15 protein-coding genes and 1 other annotated feature are annotated in these 16,738 nt (G+C 37.8%); all 15 genes read right to left on the minus strand.

Translation table 11 applies throughout. The annotated features are described in order from the left end of the window. Positions 1-14: 14 nt before the first annotated feature. The 15 genes from mreD to MKY00_RS22225 all read right to left on the minus strand — a co-directional run bounded on the left by mreD (position 15) and on the right by MKY00_RS22225 (position 16,737). Complete coding sequence (mreD, locus tag MKY00_RS22155; RefSeq protein ID WP_000975746.1) at positions 15-560, minus strand: rod shape-determining protein MreD; 546 nt, start codon at positions 558-560, stop codon at positions 15-17. 14 nt (positions 561-574) lie between these two features. Beyond that, positions 575-1,426, minus strand: a complete 852-nt coding sequence (mreC, locus tag MKY00_RS22160) for a rod shape-determining protein MreC (RefSeq protein WP_001135480.1) — start codon at positions 1,424-1,426, stop codon at positions 575-577. A gap of 41 nt (positions 1,427-1,467) precedes the next feature. After that, on the minus strand, positions 1,468-2,487 hold the full coding sequence (gene mreB, locus MKY00_RS22165; protein ID WP_000466737.1) for a cell shape-determining protein MreB: 1,020 nt from the start codon (positions 2,485-2,487) through the stop codon (positions 1,468-1,470). A 157-nt stretch (positions 2,488-2,644) separates the two neighbouring features. Next, the gene (radC, locus tag MKY00_RS22170) at positions 2,645-3,322 is read right to left on the minus strand and encodes a DNA repair protein RadC (RefSeq protein WP_001013385.1); all 678 of its coding nucleotides are present in this window, start codon (positions 3,320-3,322) and stop codon (positions 2,645-2,647) included. Positions 3,323-3,368: 46 nt separating this feature from the next. Beyond that, the gene (locus MKY00_RS22175) at positions 3,369-3,944 is read right to left on the minus strand and encodes a Maf family protein (RefSeq protein ID WP_000720486.1); all 576 of its coding nucleotides are present in this window, start codon (positions 3,942-3,944) and stop codon (positions 3,369-3,371) included. 221 nt (positions 3,945-4,165) lie between these two features. After that, complete coding sequence (locus MKY00_RS22180) at positions 4,166-5,128, minus strand: hypothetical protein (RefSeq protein ID WP_016718601.1); 963 nt, start codon at positions 5,126-5,128, stop codon at positions 4,166-4,168. A 165-nt stretch (positions 5,129-5,293) separates the two neighbouring features. After that, positions 5,294-6,595 carry a bifunctional folylpolyglutamate synthase/dihydrofolate synthase gene (locus tag MKY00_RS22185; RefSeq protein ID WP_016718602.1) on the minus strand — a complete coding sequence of 434 codons (1,302 nt, stop codon included), beginning with the start codon at positions 6,593-6,595 and terminating at the stop codon, positions 5,294-5,296. Positions 6,596-6,687: 92 nt separating this feature from the next. Continuing rightward, complete coding sequence (locus MKY00_RS22190; RefSeq protein ID WP_000072228.1) at positions 6,688-9,333, minus strand: valine--tRNA ligase; 2,646 nt, start codon at positions 9,331-9,333, stop codon at positions 6,688-6,690. A 39-nt stretch (positions 9,334-9,372) separates the two neighbouring features. Continuing rightward, positions 9,373-9,605 (minus strand) — a binding site (T-box leader). 121 nt (positions 9,606-9,726) lie between these two features. Beyond that, complete coding sequence (ysxE, locus tag MKY00_RS22195; protein WP_000366999.1) at positions 9,727-10,752, minus strand: spore coat protein YsxE; 1,026 nt, start codon at positions 10,750-10,752, stop codon at positions 9,727-9,729. A gap of 62 nt (positions 10,753-10,814) precedes the next feature. After that, the gene (gene spoVID, locus MKY00_RS22200; protein WP_016718603.1) at positions 10,815-11,795 is read right to left on the minus strand and encodes a stage VI sporulation protein D; all 981 of its coding nucleotides are present in this window, start codon (positions 11,793-11,795) and stop codon (positions 10,815-10,817) included. Between the two features lie 109 nt (positions 11,796-11,904). Continuing rightward, positions 11,905-13,194 carry a glutamate-1-semialdehyde 2,1-aminomutase gene (gene hemL, locus MKY00_RS22205; protein ID WP_000712926.1) on the minus strand — a complete coding sequence of 430 codons (1,290 nt, stop codon included), beginning with the start codon at positions 13,192-13,194 and terminating at the stop codon, positions 11,905-11,907. Next, positions 13,194-14,183 (minus strand): porphobilinogen synthase, encoded by a 990-nt coding sequence (gene hemB / locus MKY00_RS22210; protein ID WP_001087058.1) that lies wholly within the window; start codon positions 14,181-14,183, stop codon positions 13,194-13,196. Before hemB ends, hemL begins: the two co-directional genes overlap by 1 nt. A 20-nt stretch (positions 14,184-14,203) precedes the next feature. Beyond that, positions 14,204-14,956, minus strand: a complete 753-nt coding sequence (gene hemD / locus MKY00_RS22215; protein WP_016718604.1) for a uroporphyrinogen-III synthase — start codon at positions 14,954-14,956, stop codon at positions 14,204-14,206. Positions 14,957-14,958: 2 nt separating this feature from the next. Then, positions 14,959-15,888 carry a hydroxymethylbilane synthase gene (gene hemC / locus MKY00_RS22220; RefSeq protein WP_016718605.1) on the minus strand — a complete coding sequence of 310 codons (930 nt, stop codon included), beginning with the start codon at positions 15,886-15,888 and terminating at the stop codon, positions 14,959-14,961. 15 nt (positions 15,889-15,903) lie between these two features. Further along, positions 15,904-16,737, minus strand: coding sequence for a cytochrome C assembly family protein (locus tag MKY00_RS22225; protein WP_000008996.1), 834 nt, complete (start codon positions 16,735-16,737; stop codon positions 15,904-15,906). Position 16,738: the final 1 nt, after the last annotated feature.

Consider the following 16,738-nt stretch of genomic DNA (forward strand, 5'->3'; position numbering starts at 1 on the left):
AATTCGACATAAAATTAGAAAATCCTTTTTTCTTTTTCTTCCATCGCTTTTGAAAGACGCACTAAATATCGTCTCAGTGGGAAACAAACTATCAATAAGAAAATTGCATTTAGCAATAAAGTAGACAGGAGACGATCTGTGAAAAAGACATACGCCGACATATGAGTACGTCCTAACAAAGTTAAAAATCCATACACATAATACTCTAATGCTACTATGCTAGCTAGTACGATAGAAGTAACAATAAATAAATTCAATTGTAGTACCTTCATCACACTATAAACTAAATAAACTAAAATCGGATACGCAAAAATATATATACCAACAAGTTCCGTGTATACGGTATCAAATAAGAAACCAAATAATAGTCCGTAATAAATCCCTTGGACCGGACTATAGTACACAGTAATAAAACATAACACAATGATAAAGAAATGAGGTGATGCTATACTGTCTTTCCAAAAAACCTCTGTTGGAACAATAGTAGCAAACATATTTTCAAATAAAAAAGCAAAAAGGAGCAAAAGAGGAAGAGCTGCTCTTTTTAAAATCTTCATCATCTCTTCTCCCCCTCCTATTCTAATGGCGCTGAAGGCGTTTCACGTTTCGCAACTACAACATGCTCTACGTCATTTAAATCAGCGGCTGGCTTTACATAAGCTGTTTTTGTTAAACCATATGGATCCGGCTGAACATCAACGATGGTTCCAATTACAAGACCTTTCGGGAAAATATCACCAAGTCCAGATGTTACAACTAGTTGATCGGTCTTTACATTTGCATCAGAGCCAATCTTTGTGAACAGAAGTAAGTGTTTTTCTTTGTCGTACCCTTCAATCAATCCAAAGATTTTCTCATCACCTTGTACGATAGCAGAAACACGATTTGTTCGGCTCATAGAACTTAACAATTCTACTGATGATGTAAACTGAGATACACTTTTCACTCGTCCAACTAAACCTTGTGGAGTTAATACAGCCATATCTTTTTTAATTCCTTGCTGTGCCCCTTTATCAAGTCCAACTAAATCGTACCATTTATCTGGATTACGAGAAACAACAGTCGCTGGAATTTCAGTATAACCGCTATTTAACTTATCTTTACCCGTTAACTCTTGTAGTTTCTTTTTATCATCTTCTAATTGTTTTACTTTCCCTGATAGACCTGCATAATTGTCTAATTTTGCTTTTAATTCTTTATTCTCTTCATACGTGCGCTTTACATCCTCTACATTTTCGAAGAATCCAGCTACGTATTTCGCTGGCTTTTGGAATACACGTTCTACAACACCGACAGTGTCTTTAACAAACTGCTCTGGCCATGTTAAACTGTTCCGTTCTTTCAATGAGATTCCAATCAATGCCACGAGAAGAATAATACTAACTAACAAAACAATTAATCTTTTGTTTAAGAAAAACTGTGGCACGTTCACACCCTCTTAATTTCATTGATTTTTATTTTGCAATATTATCGAGCAGCAGTTTTGAAAAGATCGATATTGTCTAATGCTTTACCCGTTCCAATTGCTACGCAATCTAATGGGTCTTCTGCAACAAGAACTGGCATATTTGTTTCTTCACTAATTACTTTATCTAAATTACGTAGTAATGCTCCGCCACCTGTTAATACGATACCACGGTCCATAATATCTGCCGCTAATTCAGGTGGAGTTTTCTCTAACGTATTTTTAACAGATTCTACAATGGCATCTACTGTATCTTTTAATGCATCTGCAATTTCTTCTGGTTGAATTAGTACTGTTTTTGGTAAACCACTTACTAAATCACGACCGCGAATTTCCATAGGCTCGATACCTTCTGGCTCGCCTGCAGAACCGATTTCTAATTTTAATGCTTCAGCTGTTCTTTCACCGATCATTAAGTTGTAGCTTTTCTTAATGTACTGAATGATTGAATCATCCATATCATCACCAGCAACACGAACTGATTGACTTGTTACAATACCACCTAAAGAAATGATTGCAACTTCTGTTGTACCGCCACCGATATCAACAACCATGCTACCAGTTGGTTCCCAAACAGGTAAGTTTGCACCAATTGCTGCTGCAAATGGTTCTTCGATAGGATAAGCATCACGAGCACCAGCTTGACGAGTCGCATCAATTACTGCACGTCTTTCTACAGCTGTAATACCAGATGGTACACATACCATTACATAAGGCTTACGTGAGAAGAATCCATTTGATTTTTGAGCTTGTTGAATGTAATATTTCATCATTGTTGCTGTTGTTTCGTAATCAGCAATTACACCGTCTTTCATCGGGCGAAGTGCCACAACGTTTCCTGGTGTACGACCAATCATTTGTTTTGCATCGCTACCTACAGCAACGATTTGTTTCGTATCAGTTTGTAACGCTACTACTGAAGGTTCACGTAAAACTACACCTTTTCCCTTTACATATACAAGCGTGTTCGCAGTTCCTAAGTCTATTCCAAGATCGCGAGTAAAGCCACCAAATCCAAACATATTATTTATCTTCCTTTCTTGTTTTCACGGACTCATTTTTTCTTACTTTATATTATAAAAACAGTACGTTTTTTATATCTTTATCCTTTTTGTAGATAATTTTCTACAAAAAACTCATAAATCACATTATAAAACAAAATAAGTAAAAAGCATAGTCTTAAATATGACCTTTTTCCTTTAAACTCACGAATTTATGGTCACCTATTATAATATGATCGAGCACTTCAATTCCGATAATTCGGCCGCATTCTACTAAGCGTTTTGTTACTTCAATATCTTCTCGGCTCGGCGCGGGATCTCCTGAGGGATGGTTATGAAGACATATGATAGAGGCTGCTGCACGGCGAAACGCTTCTTTAAAAACTTCCCTTGGATGTACAATTGATGAGTTTAAACTTCCAATAAAAATCGTCTGCCTATGTATAACTTGATTCTTTGTGTTCAAATATAGACATACAAAATGCTCCTGCTGCAGGAAGCGCATTTCTTCCATCATATATGTGGCGCAATCTTCCGGGCTTCGAATGCTGTATCTATTTTGATATTCTAAACGCACCATTCTTCTACCGAGTTCAAAAGCAGCTATAAGCTGAGTTGCCTTCGCAACCCCGACACCATGTATACTGACAAGCTCTTCTAACGTTGCATCTTTCAACATACGTAAACCATCAAAATGATGTAAAATTTTATCTGATAACTTCAAAACTGTTTCTTCTTTAGAACCTGTTCTAAGTAACACTGCAAGAAGCTCCCGATTGGATAAACTTCCAGCCCCTTCTAACAATAAACGCTCCCGTGGCTGTTCTTCTTTGACAACATCACGAATACCGTTCATTTCTCCACCCCTTTATTTGTTCTCTCAAAGAAAATCCCATGCAATTTTACGCATGGGTTACATCAATATTAAATTGTTTTAATTCCCGAACAAGACGTGAAATTGGTAACCCAACTACACTATAGTAGTCTCCTTGAATATGTTGAACAAAAATAGATCCTTTACCTTGAATCCCATAACTTCCTGCTTTATCCAAAGGCTCTTTCGATGCAATGTATGCATCAATTTCCTCTTCTGTTAATTCCCAAAACGTAACTTCTGTACGCTCGTAAAAAGTGACTGTTTTGTCCTTTGCTATAATTGCAACACCAGTATACACTTCATGTGTTTTCCCTGATAATAATTGCAACATTTCTTTCGCCTCAGCCTCATTAGACGGCTTTCCAAGAATACGCGACTCATATGTAACAATTGTGTCTGCACCTAACACAATATGATCACTGTTATTTTCTGCTACCGCAGATGCTTTTTGCAGGGCAAGGGACATAACAATATCAGAAGGCGATGAATACGCACCAATCGTTTCTTCTACTTCACTTACAACAATTTCAAATGGCACACCCGCTAACTCAAGCAATTCCTTCCTGCGAGGTGATCCTGAAGCTAAAATAATTTTTTTCATATTTTCTCCTTCCTTTCTCACATGAAGCAGAATCATTTATATCAATCGTATCAAAGGAATAGTTTGTCCACAAATAAAAGAAATATTATTTTCTCTAAACAAAATAATACTTCCTTACTAAAACACGATTATATTCCTGTCATAGAGAAAGCACTTTACTCTAAATTCAAAAGAAAAGAAAGAAGCATCTACACTTCTTCCTTCGTCATTTCATTATCCTATTATTTCACCTTTTGTGAAACAATTTTTTCGTATGAAAGTATACCATCAATGATAACTTGATTTAATTTCGCTAAAGATTCCTTATCACCTTTTCCGTCCTTCACTGTTTGCACAGCTACTGACGTGTACATATACAATTTCTTCGCTTCTTCCTGCTTCATACTTTTCCCTTCTTTTTCAATCGCTTTCCACTCTTTTTCGATTGCACTTATATCTTTTGCATTACTTTTTTCACTAGCTTGTACGCTAGAAGCATATTTTGCTAAATGAGTATATAATGGCTGTACTTTTGTTAAAAACGCCCCAACTTCTTTATCATCTTTAAGTAACGCTTTATCTGTTATATCCCAGTCCTTTTTCAATACGGAGACATTATCATTTTTATACTGCGTCATTAATTGGTTTATGCCTTGTTCATCGCTAGCAATACCAACAACTAATGCATACTTATCACCGCTCGGTTTTAAGGCTGCTACACCTCCATTACCTTTCCACTCTTCAAGAGCGGCCTGTCCCTTTTCTTCAGAAGAATAGATTCCTCCTTGAACAAAAAATAATTTCATTGGATCTAATGACGTTCCTGTCTGTGCTTTTGTCTTTTCCTCTTTTGGTGCTGGTGTTTGTTCTACCGTTCCGCCCACCTTTGATTCTTCCTTTCGCATCTGCTTCGAAGCTGTTACTTCGCTTCCTCCTGTCGCACCTTGTCCTTTCAGTAACTGTAGCATCCCCATCCCAAACGCCGTACCAATAATAATTGCAGTTGCAACGATTGCAATTAACGTATTGCTCCACTTCTTTCGATTTTTTTCCGTAGACGCTACTTTCGATTTTTGAAACGGAACAACGTTTTTTGGCCTTTCACTTTCTACTACCATCCAGTCAAATTCATCTTTCTTCTTCTCCTCATACTTCGCTTCTGTTCCATTCACTTTCACTGAGATCGTTCGTGATTGCTTGTCCATACACTCACACCTCACCTCTTATCGTTGTCCGCATCATATCATATTCATTTCACAAAAAAACGAGATATTTGTCAGAGGAATTCGCCAAATAACCCTATATATTTATCTTATATGTATGCATTTGACTTCATTTGTAGAACAAAAAAACTAGATAGCAAAGACTATCTAGTTTTTTTCGCGAATATATTTTCGAACTTCCGAAATGAAATAAAGAGAACCTGTTATGATAAAAACATCATTTTCTCCAAGCATTTCAACCTTCGTATCAATTGCCTCTTTCCAATTTTCAAAAACTAATTTTGACTCTTCCTTTGCATACGATGCAAGTTTGTCAGCAGAAATAGCACGATCAAAGGCGAATGTTGTAAAAATAATTTCATCGGCGATGCTTTCTAATTGACCTACCATATTGTGCAATTGTTTATCACCAAGGGCAGTAAATAAAACTATTACATTTTTATCTTTGTAATGTGATTCTACCGTTTTCACAAGACTTTCAATACCTTCTGGGTTATGAGCACCATCTATAATAATATCCGGATTACTTTGCAGTTTTTCAAAACGCCCCACCCAATACGCTTCCTGTAATCCCGTTCTTATTTCTTCTTCCTCAATTAAAAATGATAAGTATGTTTTTACATACATGACTGCCATAAGCCCAAGTGCTGCGTTTCCTACTTGATGGCTGCCTTTCATTGAAATTCGCACATCTTCAAAAGAGGCGAAAGGACAAGTGAAATCGAAATGTTCTCCATCTTCGCTAGACTGTTTATGTAACGATGTAAAATGGTTGCCCATCTCGTATAAATTTGCATGATTTTCCTTTGCAACTTTTTGAATGACTTGCAGCGCTTCCTCATCTTGCACACCAGTAATAACCGGAACACCAGACTTAATAATTCCCGCCTTTTCATATGCAATTTCTCCTAATGTATTACCTAAAATATGCATATGATCGTGACCGATATTCGTAATAATCGTGAGAACTGGATGAATCACATTCGTAGAATCAAAGCGCCCTCCAAGTCCTGTTTCAAATAAAACAACATCACAGAAATTAACTTTACCGAAATAACAAATTGCCATAACAGTAATAATTTCAAACTCAGTCGCTTCCCCTAAATCCGTCTCATCTAGTTTTTCAACGACTGGCTTTACCATCTTTACAAGTTCAGTAATCTCTTCATCTGCAATTGGTGTTCCATTCACACTAATACGCTCGTTAAATGTTTCAATATAAGGGGAGGTAAATGTTCCTACCTTATATTTTGCATTTTCTAACATGTAACGCATATATGTTAACGTTGAACCTTTTCCATTTGTACCAGCAAGATGAACACATTTTATGTGACGCTCTGGATTTCCGAGCTCTTCTAGCATCCATCTCATTCTTTCTAATCCTGGTTTAATACCAAATTTCAACCGGCTATGAATCCAGCCTATCGCTTCTTCGTATGTATGTATCACGTATGCTTTCCCCTTTCAAAAGACAACCTTCATATTCCTATTATACGCAAAGAAAAGAGACTCACCAATATAGTGAGTCTCTAAAAAGTATTTTATTTCTCAAGATCCGCTAAACGTTGGCGAACTGCTTCGCGTTTTTCTAGGTAATCTTGCTCTTTCGCACGCTCTCCTTCAATAACTGCTGCAGGAGCTTTCGCTACGAAACCTTGGTTTGAAAGTTTCTTCTGTACACGTTCTACTTCTTTATCGAACTTCTCAAGTTCTTTCTCAAGACGCGCTCTCTCTTCATCAAGATTGATAAGATCAGCTAACGGTAAGAATAACTCTGCACCTGTTACGATTGCAGTCATCGCTTTTTCTGGCGCTTGTAAATCCGTTTGAATTGTTAACTCGCTTGGGTTACAGAAACGCTCAATGTAAGAGCTATTTTTCGTAAGCTGAGCAAGTACAGCCTCATCTTTTGCTTTAATTTGCATTTGAACTTTTTTGCTCATTGGCGTATTAACTTCTGCACGGATGTTACGAACAGAACGAATGATATCAACTAGAAGGTGCATTTCTGCTGCAGCTTCTGCATCTTGTAAATCTTCGCGTACTGTTGGCCACGCTGCTACTGTAATAGATTCGCCTTCGTGCGGTAAATGTTGCCAAATCTTCTCTGTTACGAATGGCATGAATGGGTGTAATAGACGCATTGTTTGATCTAATACGTAAGCTAAAATAGAACGAGTTGTTTTCTTAGCTGCTTCATCTTCACCGTATAGAGGAAGTTTCGCCATTTCAATGTACCAGTCACAGAAATCATCCCAGATGAAGTTGTATAATGAGCGACCAGCTTCACCGAACTCATATTTATCCATGTTACGTGTTACGCTTTCGATTGTTTCATTTAAGCGAGTTAAAATCCACTTATCTGCAACTGATTTTTCACCAGTTAAATCGATTTCTTCATATTTCATGTCATCCATGTTCATTAATACGAAACGTGATGCATTCCAAATTTTATTAATGAAGTTCCAAGTAGATTCTACTTTCTCCATGCTGAAGCGTAAATCTTGACCTGGTGCACTTCCTGTTGATAAGAAGAAACGCATTGCATCTGCACCGTACTTCTCGATAACTTCCATTGGGTCAATACCGTTACCAAGAGATTTACTCATTTTACGTCCTTGCTCATCACGAACTAAACCGTGAATTAATACATCTTTAAATGGACGCTCGCCTGTAAACTCTAAACCTTGGAAAATCATACGAGATACCCAGAAGAAGATGATGTCATAACCAGTTACTAGTGCATCAGTTGAATAGTAACGTTTGAAGTCCGCTGCATCTTCATTTGGCCAACCAAGTGTTGAGAATGGCCATAACGCTGAACTGAACCATGTATCAAGTACGTCGTTATCTTGATTCCAATTTTCAATATCTGCTGGCGCTTCTGTACCTACGTATACTTCACCAGTTTCTTTATGATACCAAGCTGGAATGCGGTGTCCCCACCATAATTGACGAGAAATACACCAGTCGTGAATATTTTCCATCCAACGTAAATATGTGTTTTCGAAACGATCTGGTACGAACGTTACTTTCTCTTCTTCTTTTTGCTGAAGCGCTACTGCCTTCTCAGCAAGCGGAGCCATTTTTACGAACCATTGTGTTGATAAGTAAGGCTCAACAACTGCACCACTACGCTCACTATGACCTACTGAATGCATATGAGGCTCGATTTCTACTAATACGCCCGCTTCTTGTAAATCTTTCACTAACGCTTTACGACACTCGAAACGATCCATGCCGTTATACTTACCAGCTTTTTCGTTCATCGTTCCATCTTCGTTCATTACTAAGATACGTGGTAAGTCATGACGGTTACCTACTTCAAAGTCATTCGGGTCATGAGCTGGCGTAATTTTTACAACACCTGTTCCGAAATCTTTTTCTACGTACTCATCAGCAATAATCGGAATCTCACGGCCTACGATTGGAAGTGTAACTGTTTTTCCGATTAAATGCTTGTAACGATCATCTTCTGGATGAACCGCTACCGCTGTATCACCAAGCATCGTTTCTGGACGAGTTGTTGCAAGACGAATGTGACCAGATCCATCTGTTAACGGATAGTTCATATGGTAGAATGCACCTTGAACTTCTTTATGAATTACTTCGATATCAGAAAGAGCTGTGCGTGTTGCCGGGTCCCAGTTGATAATATATTCACCGCGGTAAATTAAGCCTTTTTCGTATAATTGAACGAATACTTTATTAACCGCATCAGATAAACCTTCGTCTAATGTGAAACGTTCGCGAGAATAGTCTAGTCCTAAACCAACTTTCCCCCATTGTTGACGAATGTGAGAAGCGTATTCTTCTTTCCATTCCCAAGCCTTTTCAAGGAATTTCTCACGGCCAAGATCGTAACGTGAAATACCTTCTTCACGAAGTTTCCCTTCTACTTTCGCTTGTGTTGCGATACCCGCATGGTCCATTCCTGGAAGCCACAATACATCGTAACCTTGCATACGCTTCGTACGAGTTAAAATATCTTGAAGAGTTGTATCCCATGCATGACCTAAGTGTAACTTACCAGTTACGTTCGGAGGTGGAATTACAATTGTATACGGTTGTTTCTTCTCGTCTCCTGTTGCTTCAAAATATTTGCCTTCTAGCCACCACTGATAAAGGCCTTCTTCAACGGACATATGATCATATTTAGTTGGTAAATTCTTTTCCGTGTTTGACATTATTTTCCCTCCTTAAAATAAAAAATGCCCCTCATCCAAAAAAAGGACGAGGGACATCGCGGTACCACCTTTATTTACAAACAAATTCAGGAATTTGCTTATACTCTTAATTTGATAACGGACAAATCCGTCTTTTCCTAATGAGAACTACTCCGTTCAGAAAAGATGCTCCAGGGCTACCTTCTAACATAACTATCTAGAGAATCTCCCAGCTAATGATTCTCCTCTCTGAAGACGTTTCTTGTTATACTCTTCCCCTTCAAGGCATTTATATGATTGTTAATTATTATATACAATAGTGTAAAAAACGAAACCTTATTCGTCAAGATAAATTTAAGACTACAGCTTTTTGAGTAAAAAAAGAAGATAAGTAGCATCCTCTACTTATCTTCTTTATCCGTTCCCTTGCTGGGCAGCTTGTAATTGCGAAAGAAAATATTCTATATTACTAACGAGCCAATGCGCTTGTTGCAAACTCTTTACTCCGAGAAGTTCATTTCCCTCATTACGCCGCTCTCTTCTTTTCTTATAAGACTGGATTTGCCGAATAAATTGCGATGGATACGTCATATACGCAAACATGAGTAGTTGCTCTTCTTTCGTAAAAGGGAAATTTTTTTGATACATTTGATACCATTCAAACCGATCACTTCGCGCAATTGGATATGTGTTTAACGACCGAGAATAAAACCCTACAATATCTTGCACAGGTGTTGCAAACTTCGATTTTTCTAAACTAATAAAATAGCCATTCCGTTCATAATCAAATAAAAAATGATTAAGCGATACGTTACCATGTACAAAAGTAATGCGCGTTGTTTCTTTTTCTTTCATCGCATCGTTCCACTCATTTAATTGCTTCGTTGCAAACTCACGCGCCCTCATTACATGATGATAGTACGTACAATACTGCAATTCAAACGGAGACATATACCACTTCGCTTCCGATTCTACAAGAAACTCTTCTAACATCTCTCCATCATTTTCCCAGCGATCGGATATATTTGTATAATGTTTTTCTAAATCCTCTTCTGTATACGTTTCTTCTTTTACCGTTTTTTGGTGCAACGTTCCGAGAGTCTGAAACATTTTATGGTATTGATCATTATCCTCGCCGTTCCCTTCCGCACGCTCTAACCAAGGCATTAAATAATAATTATACGTACCATCACTTAAAATATAATTTCCGTCCGTCGCATGGTATATAGGTACATAATTTGAAAAACCTTTCTCCTTCAAATATTGAATATGATGCAAAAAGTTATTCCGCTCTAACTTCCTGCCTTCTATTTTCTTGAGCGCATATGGACCTTGATTCGTATAAATTTTCGTCACACTTCCGTGCTCTTCCATATGCTGCGTATCCAATCTATATTGCCTTACAATGGGTTCATAGCGATTTCGTAATTCCATATCCATACGAATAACCCTTTCTATTCAAAACATAGCCTTTAGAAAAATAAGTGAGTGCAAACACTCACTTATTTCGCTTTTGCTCTTGAAACAGGAATATAAATAATTTGTCCTGTAGTTAAATATATATCTTCTGTTTGATTGACACGGTATAAGTTTTGTACAGATGTTTCATAACGTTCTGCAACAGATTCGATCGTATCTCCTTCTTGCACAAAATACATTCGTAACTTTGTAAATTCTTCTTCCGGTTCTTTCGTAAATAATTTCGTTAAATAAAGCGCATTTTCATCCCGCTGTGAATACGTTTCCTCTTCTTGTACTTCTTGTTTTTTCGCTTGTTCTTTCTTAAAATCTTTTCTTCCGAACAATTCAAATTGCGGCGTTGTTTCTTTCTCCTCTTCACGCTCTACAAATTCATGTTCTTCTATTTCCTCTTCTTCTACTTCCTGCTCTTTTCTTTCTTCTAGTTGGAACGGTTCAAATGCGTAATCTTCCCACTCATCTGATTCCTTATAGGCTGGCTCTTCGACTTGTGGCGTTGGTCTAGTAGTTTCATGCTCTTGCGCAGAATCATCCTCTAACTCAGCATACGCCGTTTCTTCCTCTTCATCCTCAATTCTTTCTTCATCACATAAACCTGTAATAGATATATCCGCTAATAATTGTAAGCAACCATTTTCCTTTAGTTCATAATCAAATTCCTCGATAGATACATATAGTTCTTCAATTACTTTCACACGGTTTCTTGGGATTGATATTTCAAGCGGGAAGGAATGAACAAGTTCATTAACCCCATCTTCTCTTGTTTCTACATAATCAATGGACTTCGCTGGCGATAGATCTCTTAATGAATAAGCTGAATCATCTTTTCGTGCAACATACTCTCCCGTTAAATCTAATTGCCCTCTCACAATTACCTCATGATCAAGCTCTTCTATCTCAACGTCTGGATCTAACGAAATTGACAAAAGTTCTTCGACTTCCTGTCCTTTTTGGAACCAAACAGATTCTTTTAATGAAAAACGTAATGAATGATCTGTTGCCACTTCTTTTCCCCCTCCCAAACTATATGTCATTACAGATTTATGTACGGAAAGCTGACTTTATGAATAAAAAAAATCGCCCCCCTTACGGAGAGCGATTTTCTTTATTCAATTAAGCTTTTAATTTTGACATTGCAATTTCAGCCGCTGCAATTGTCGCCTCAATATCTGCATCACTATGTGCTGTCGATAAGAATAAACCTTCAAATTGGGATGGCGGTAAAAATACACCTTGTTCTACCATTTCACGATAGTAAGCCGCAAAGAACTCTAAGTTTGAAGATTTTGCTGCGTCGTAATTAATAACTGGTTCATCTGTAAAGAAGATACCAATCATAGAACCCGCACGATTGATATGATGCGGAATGCCATGTTTTTCAGCCGCTTTACGTAAGCCAGCTTCTAGCATTTCAGCTTTACGCTCAAATTCTACATACGATTCTGGCGTTAACTGTACTAACGTTTCATAACCTGCTGCCATTGCTAGTGGGTTACCTGATAAAGTACCTGCTTGATAAATTGGTCCGCTCGGTGCAACTTGGCGCATAATTTCTGCTTTACCACCGTATGCTCCTACCGGTAATCCACCACCGATTACTTTACCTAAACAAGTTAAATCAGGTGTTACACCGTAATAACCTTGTCCACAATTATATGCAACACGGAATCCTGTCATTACTTCATCAAAAATAAGCAATGCACCATTTTGCTCTGTTACTTCACGAAGACCTTCTAAAAATCCTGGTTGCGGAGGAACAACACCCATATTCCCTGCTACTGGTTCTACAATGACACAAGCAATATCATCACCGAATTGTTCGAAAGCGTATTTCACACTTTCTAAATCGTTATACGCTACTGTAATCGTATTTTTCGCTACACCTTCTGGTACACCAGGGCTATCTGGTAAACCTAGCGTCGCTACACCAGAACCCGCTTTAATCAATAACGAGTCACCATGACCGTGATAACAACCGATAAATTTCAAAATTTTGTTACGGCCTGTATAACCACGAGCTAAACGTAGCGCACTCATTGTCGCTTCTGTTCCAGAGTTAACCATACGCACAATCTCAATTGATGGAACACGCTCAATAACAAGTTTTGCTAATTTATTTTCAATTTCCGTTGGAGCACCGAAGCTCGTACCTTTTTCAGCAACAGCTTTTAAAGCCTCAACAACACGATCATTTGCATGACCATGAATTAAAGGACCCCATGATAATACGTAATCGATGTATTCATTTCCATCGATATCATATACTTTAGAGCCTTTTCCACGCTCCATAAACAACGGATTCATACCGACAGACTTAAAGGCACGAACTGGGCTATTTACGCCACCAGGCATTAAATCTTGAGCCTCTTCAAACGCTGCAATCGACTTATCAAACTTTTTCATTATTTAGCGCCTCCTTCTTGTAACCATCTTGCTGCATCTTTCGCATGATACGTAATAATTAAATCTGCTCCTGCGCGTTTCATACTAATTAATTTTTCAAGTACAACTTCTTTTTCATTAATCCACCCATTTTGCGCTGCCGCTTTAATCATTGAATATTCACCGCTTACGTTATAAGCAACGACTGGTAAGTTAAAGTTATTTTTCACATCACGAACGATATCTAAGTAAGAAAGAGCTGGCTTTACAATTAAGAAATCTGCCCCTTCCATTACATCTGATTCTGCTTCACGGAATGCTTCCATGCGGTTCGCTGGGTCCATTTGATATGTTTTACGATCACCAAATTGCGGTGCACCGTGCGCAGCATCACGGAATGGTCCGTAAAATGCTGATGAATATTTCACAGCGTATGACATAACTGGTACATGTCCAAAACCATTTTCATCTAATGCGTGGCGAATTGCTGTTACGAATCCGTCCATCATGTTTGATGGCGCAATAATGTCCGCCCCTGCTTTCGCTTGACTTACAGCTGTTTTTGCAAGAACTGCAAGAGACTCGTCATTTAAAATAATACCATCTTCAATTACACCGCAATGACCATGGCTTGTGAATTGACATAAACATGTATCCGCAACTACTACTAGATCAGGGAATTCACCTTTAATTTGCTGAATCGCACGTTGCACAATTCCATGATCACAATATGCTGATGATCCAACTTCATCTTTTTCAGCAGGTAAACCAAATACAATAACAGAACGAATACCTAAATCAACAACTTCTTGCATTTCAGCTTGCAATAAATCTAAAGATATTTGATATACGCCTGGCATAGAAGGCACTTCATTACGAACATTTTCTCCTTCTAATACAAAAATAGGGTAAATAAAATCTTCCGTATGTAAAAACGTTTCACGCACAAGCGCACGCATGCCCCCGCTTTGTCTTAAGCGACGATGACGATTAAATTGTAAAGAGTTCATAGATTTCTATCCCCATTCTTTTATTTTATAGATTCACAAACACATTGTAGTAATGCTTCTACAGTGTACTCTTTCGGCATAATAATATGCGGAAAATAAAGGCTCGCCTCTTTTTCCGTAATAGGCCCTATACAAGCAATTGTACATTTTTTTGTCCATTCTCTCCAGTTTGTACCCTCAAGTAAACGAACAAAACTAGTAACAGTGGAAGGGCTCGTAAATGTAATAATGTCTACTTTCCCTACTTCTAACGCTTCTATAAGCTCTTGCTTTTTCTCTACATTTTCTTTCGTACCATACACGATTAGCTCATCTAGAGAAACACCCATTTCACGAAGCGCAACTGGAATTACGTCTCTTGCTAAATTCCCTTTCGGAAATAAAATGCATTCGTTTCCACTTAGTCTTTTTACAAACTCTTCTGCAAATACTTCTGCAACAAATGAAGTTGGAACGAAGTCCACTTCATAGCCTCGCTTTTCTAACTCTAACTTTGTTTTCACACCTACTGCAGCAATTTTAGTCGTTACAGGTAGCTTCTGTCTCAAACGATCTAGAAAAAAAGCTACCCCATTTTTACTCGTAAAAATAACCCAGTCATACGAATGTAACTGCCCTGCTATATGTTGAATTTGCCTATGAGACATACCTTCCATACGCAAAAGCGGAATTTCCAATGGAATTCCGCTCTTTTCTTTCACCGCTACACTCATTTGTTTTGCTTGATGCTGGGCACGCGTAATCAATACCGTTTTGCCAGCGAGAGCGTTCATACTTATTGTTGCCCCTTATTTGCAGCAAGAATAAGTTCTTTTGCGCCTTGTTTTATTAAACGGTCCGCAGCCTCTAATCCTACTTTCTCTGGATCAGTTCCTACTACTGTCTCTTTCAATAAAATAGAACCGTCCATAGACCCGACAAGAGCTGTTAATTCGATTGCATCGTTTTCTGTAAGAGTTGCATATCCTGCGATCGGCACTTGGCATCCACCTTCAAGTTTATGAAGAAATACGCGTTCTGCTGCCACTGTTTTTTCTGTTACTCCATCATTCATATGAGCTAACAACTGCAGTAAATCTTTATCATCCTCACGACACTCAATCGCTAATGCACCTTGTCCTACAGCAGGTACACATAACGTCTCATCTAAATGTTCTGTAATAACTTCATTATCCCAGCCCATTCTTTGTAATCCCGCTGTCGCTAAAATAATTGCATCGTAATCTTCTTCTTTTAATTTGCGTAAACGTGTATCGATATTTCCGCGAATCCACTTCACTTGTAAGTCTGGTCTCGCAGCGAGTAGCTGTGCACTACGTCTTAAACTACTCGTACCTAAAATAGCGCCTTCTGCTAACTCTTTAAACGACGCTCCGTTTTTTGAGATAAAAGCATCACGAGGGTCAACACGCTTTGGTGTACAACCAATCATTAATCCTTCTGGAAGTACGGCCGGCATATCTTTCATACTATGTACAGCCATATCAATTTCTTTCGTAAGTAGCGCATGTTCAATCTCTTTCACAAACAAGCCTTTGCCACCTACTTTTGAAAGAGTAACATCTAAAATAACATCGCCTTTTGTAACGATTTCTTTCACTTCAAATTCATATGGTAAACCTAGCGCTTTTAACTGATCAATAAACCAATTTGTTTGCGTTAATGCTAATTTACTCTTTCGTGACCCTACAATAATTTTGCGCATAATTTTCTCTCCTCATTATAAATACCAAAAGTGGAAGTTGGATAAACTGCTTAATAGAAAAATATTAATTAGCATTACGAGAAATGCTCCGATGTTCCACTGCACGATTTTCTTCCCTTGCAACACATCTGCCGCTCGTAAATATAGGCCAGCACAATATACAAATAGAACGACAAAAGACCCGATTACTTTCGTATCATACCAATGGAAATTGTCCAATTTTGTATATCCCCATATGCATCCTAATAAAATAGCTAGTAGGAAAAATGGAACAGAAAATAAATTTAATCCGTAAGACATCGATTCTAGCTTCGGTAAATTCCCTAACCTTCTTAATCTCGCATTCCATTTTTTCTTTTTTAATAGGCGATATTGCAATAAATACATAATAGAAAAAATGAACGATACAGTAAAAGTTGCATAAGAAATAATAGCCATACCGACATGTACGTATACAAGCTCCGAAACTAATTGCTCTGCAAGTACCGGCGACATCTTTCCAAGCGGCGTAAAAATAGAAAAAGCGCTTACGCCAAATGCAACAACATTTGTAAAAAAGACTAAAAAATCGATTCTCATAAATCGATTAATGACTAACGACATCGTAATCAATAGCCAAACATAAAAATAAATGCCTGATAATAAGGTTAAAAGAGGGTTCGTTTCTGAATCTGTAGCTCTAAGTAACATAAAAATAGAATGCAGAACCCATACAATCGAAAGTAACCAAAAAGCAAATCGGTTCGCCTTTCGGTTACTTTGGAAATAATCTATAAAATATAAACTAATGCTACAAGCATATAAAATAATTGCAATATGATAAATAATACTGTTATTTAAAAAACTCATC

Origin of the sequence: Bacillus sp. FSL R9-9834 (assembly GCF_038006905.1) — a bacterium.
In the GTDB taxonomy this organism is placed as follows: Bacteria; Bacillota; Bacilli; order Bacillales; family Bacillaceae_G; genus Bacillus_A; species Bacillus_A pacificus.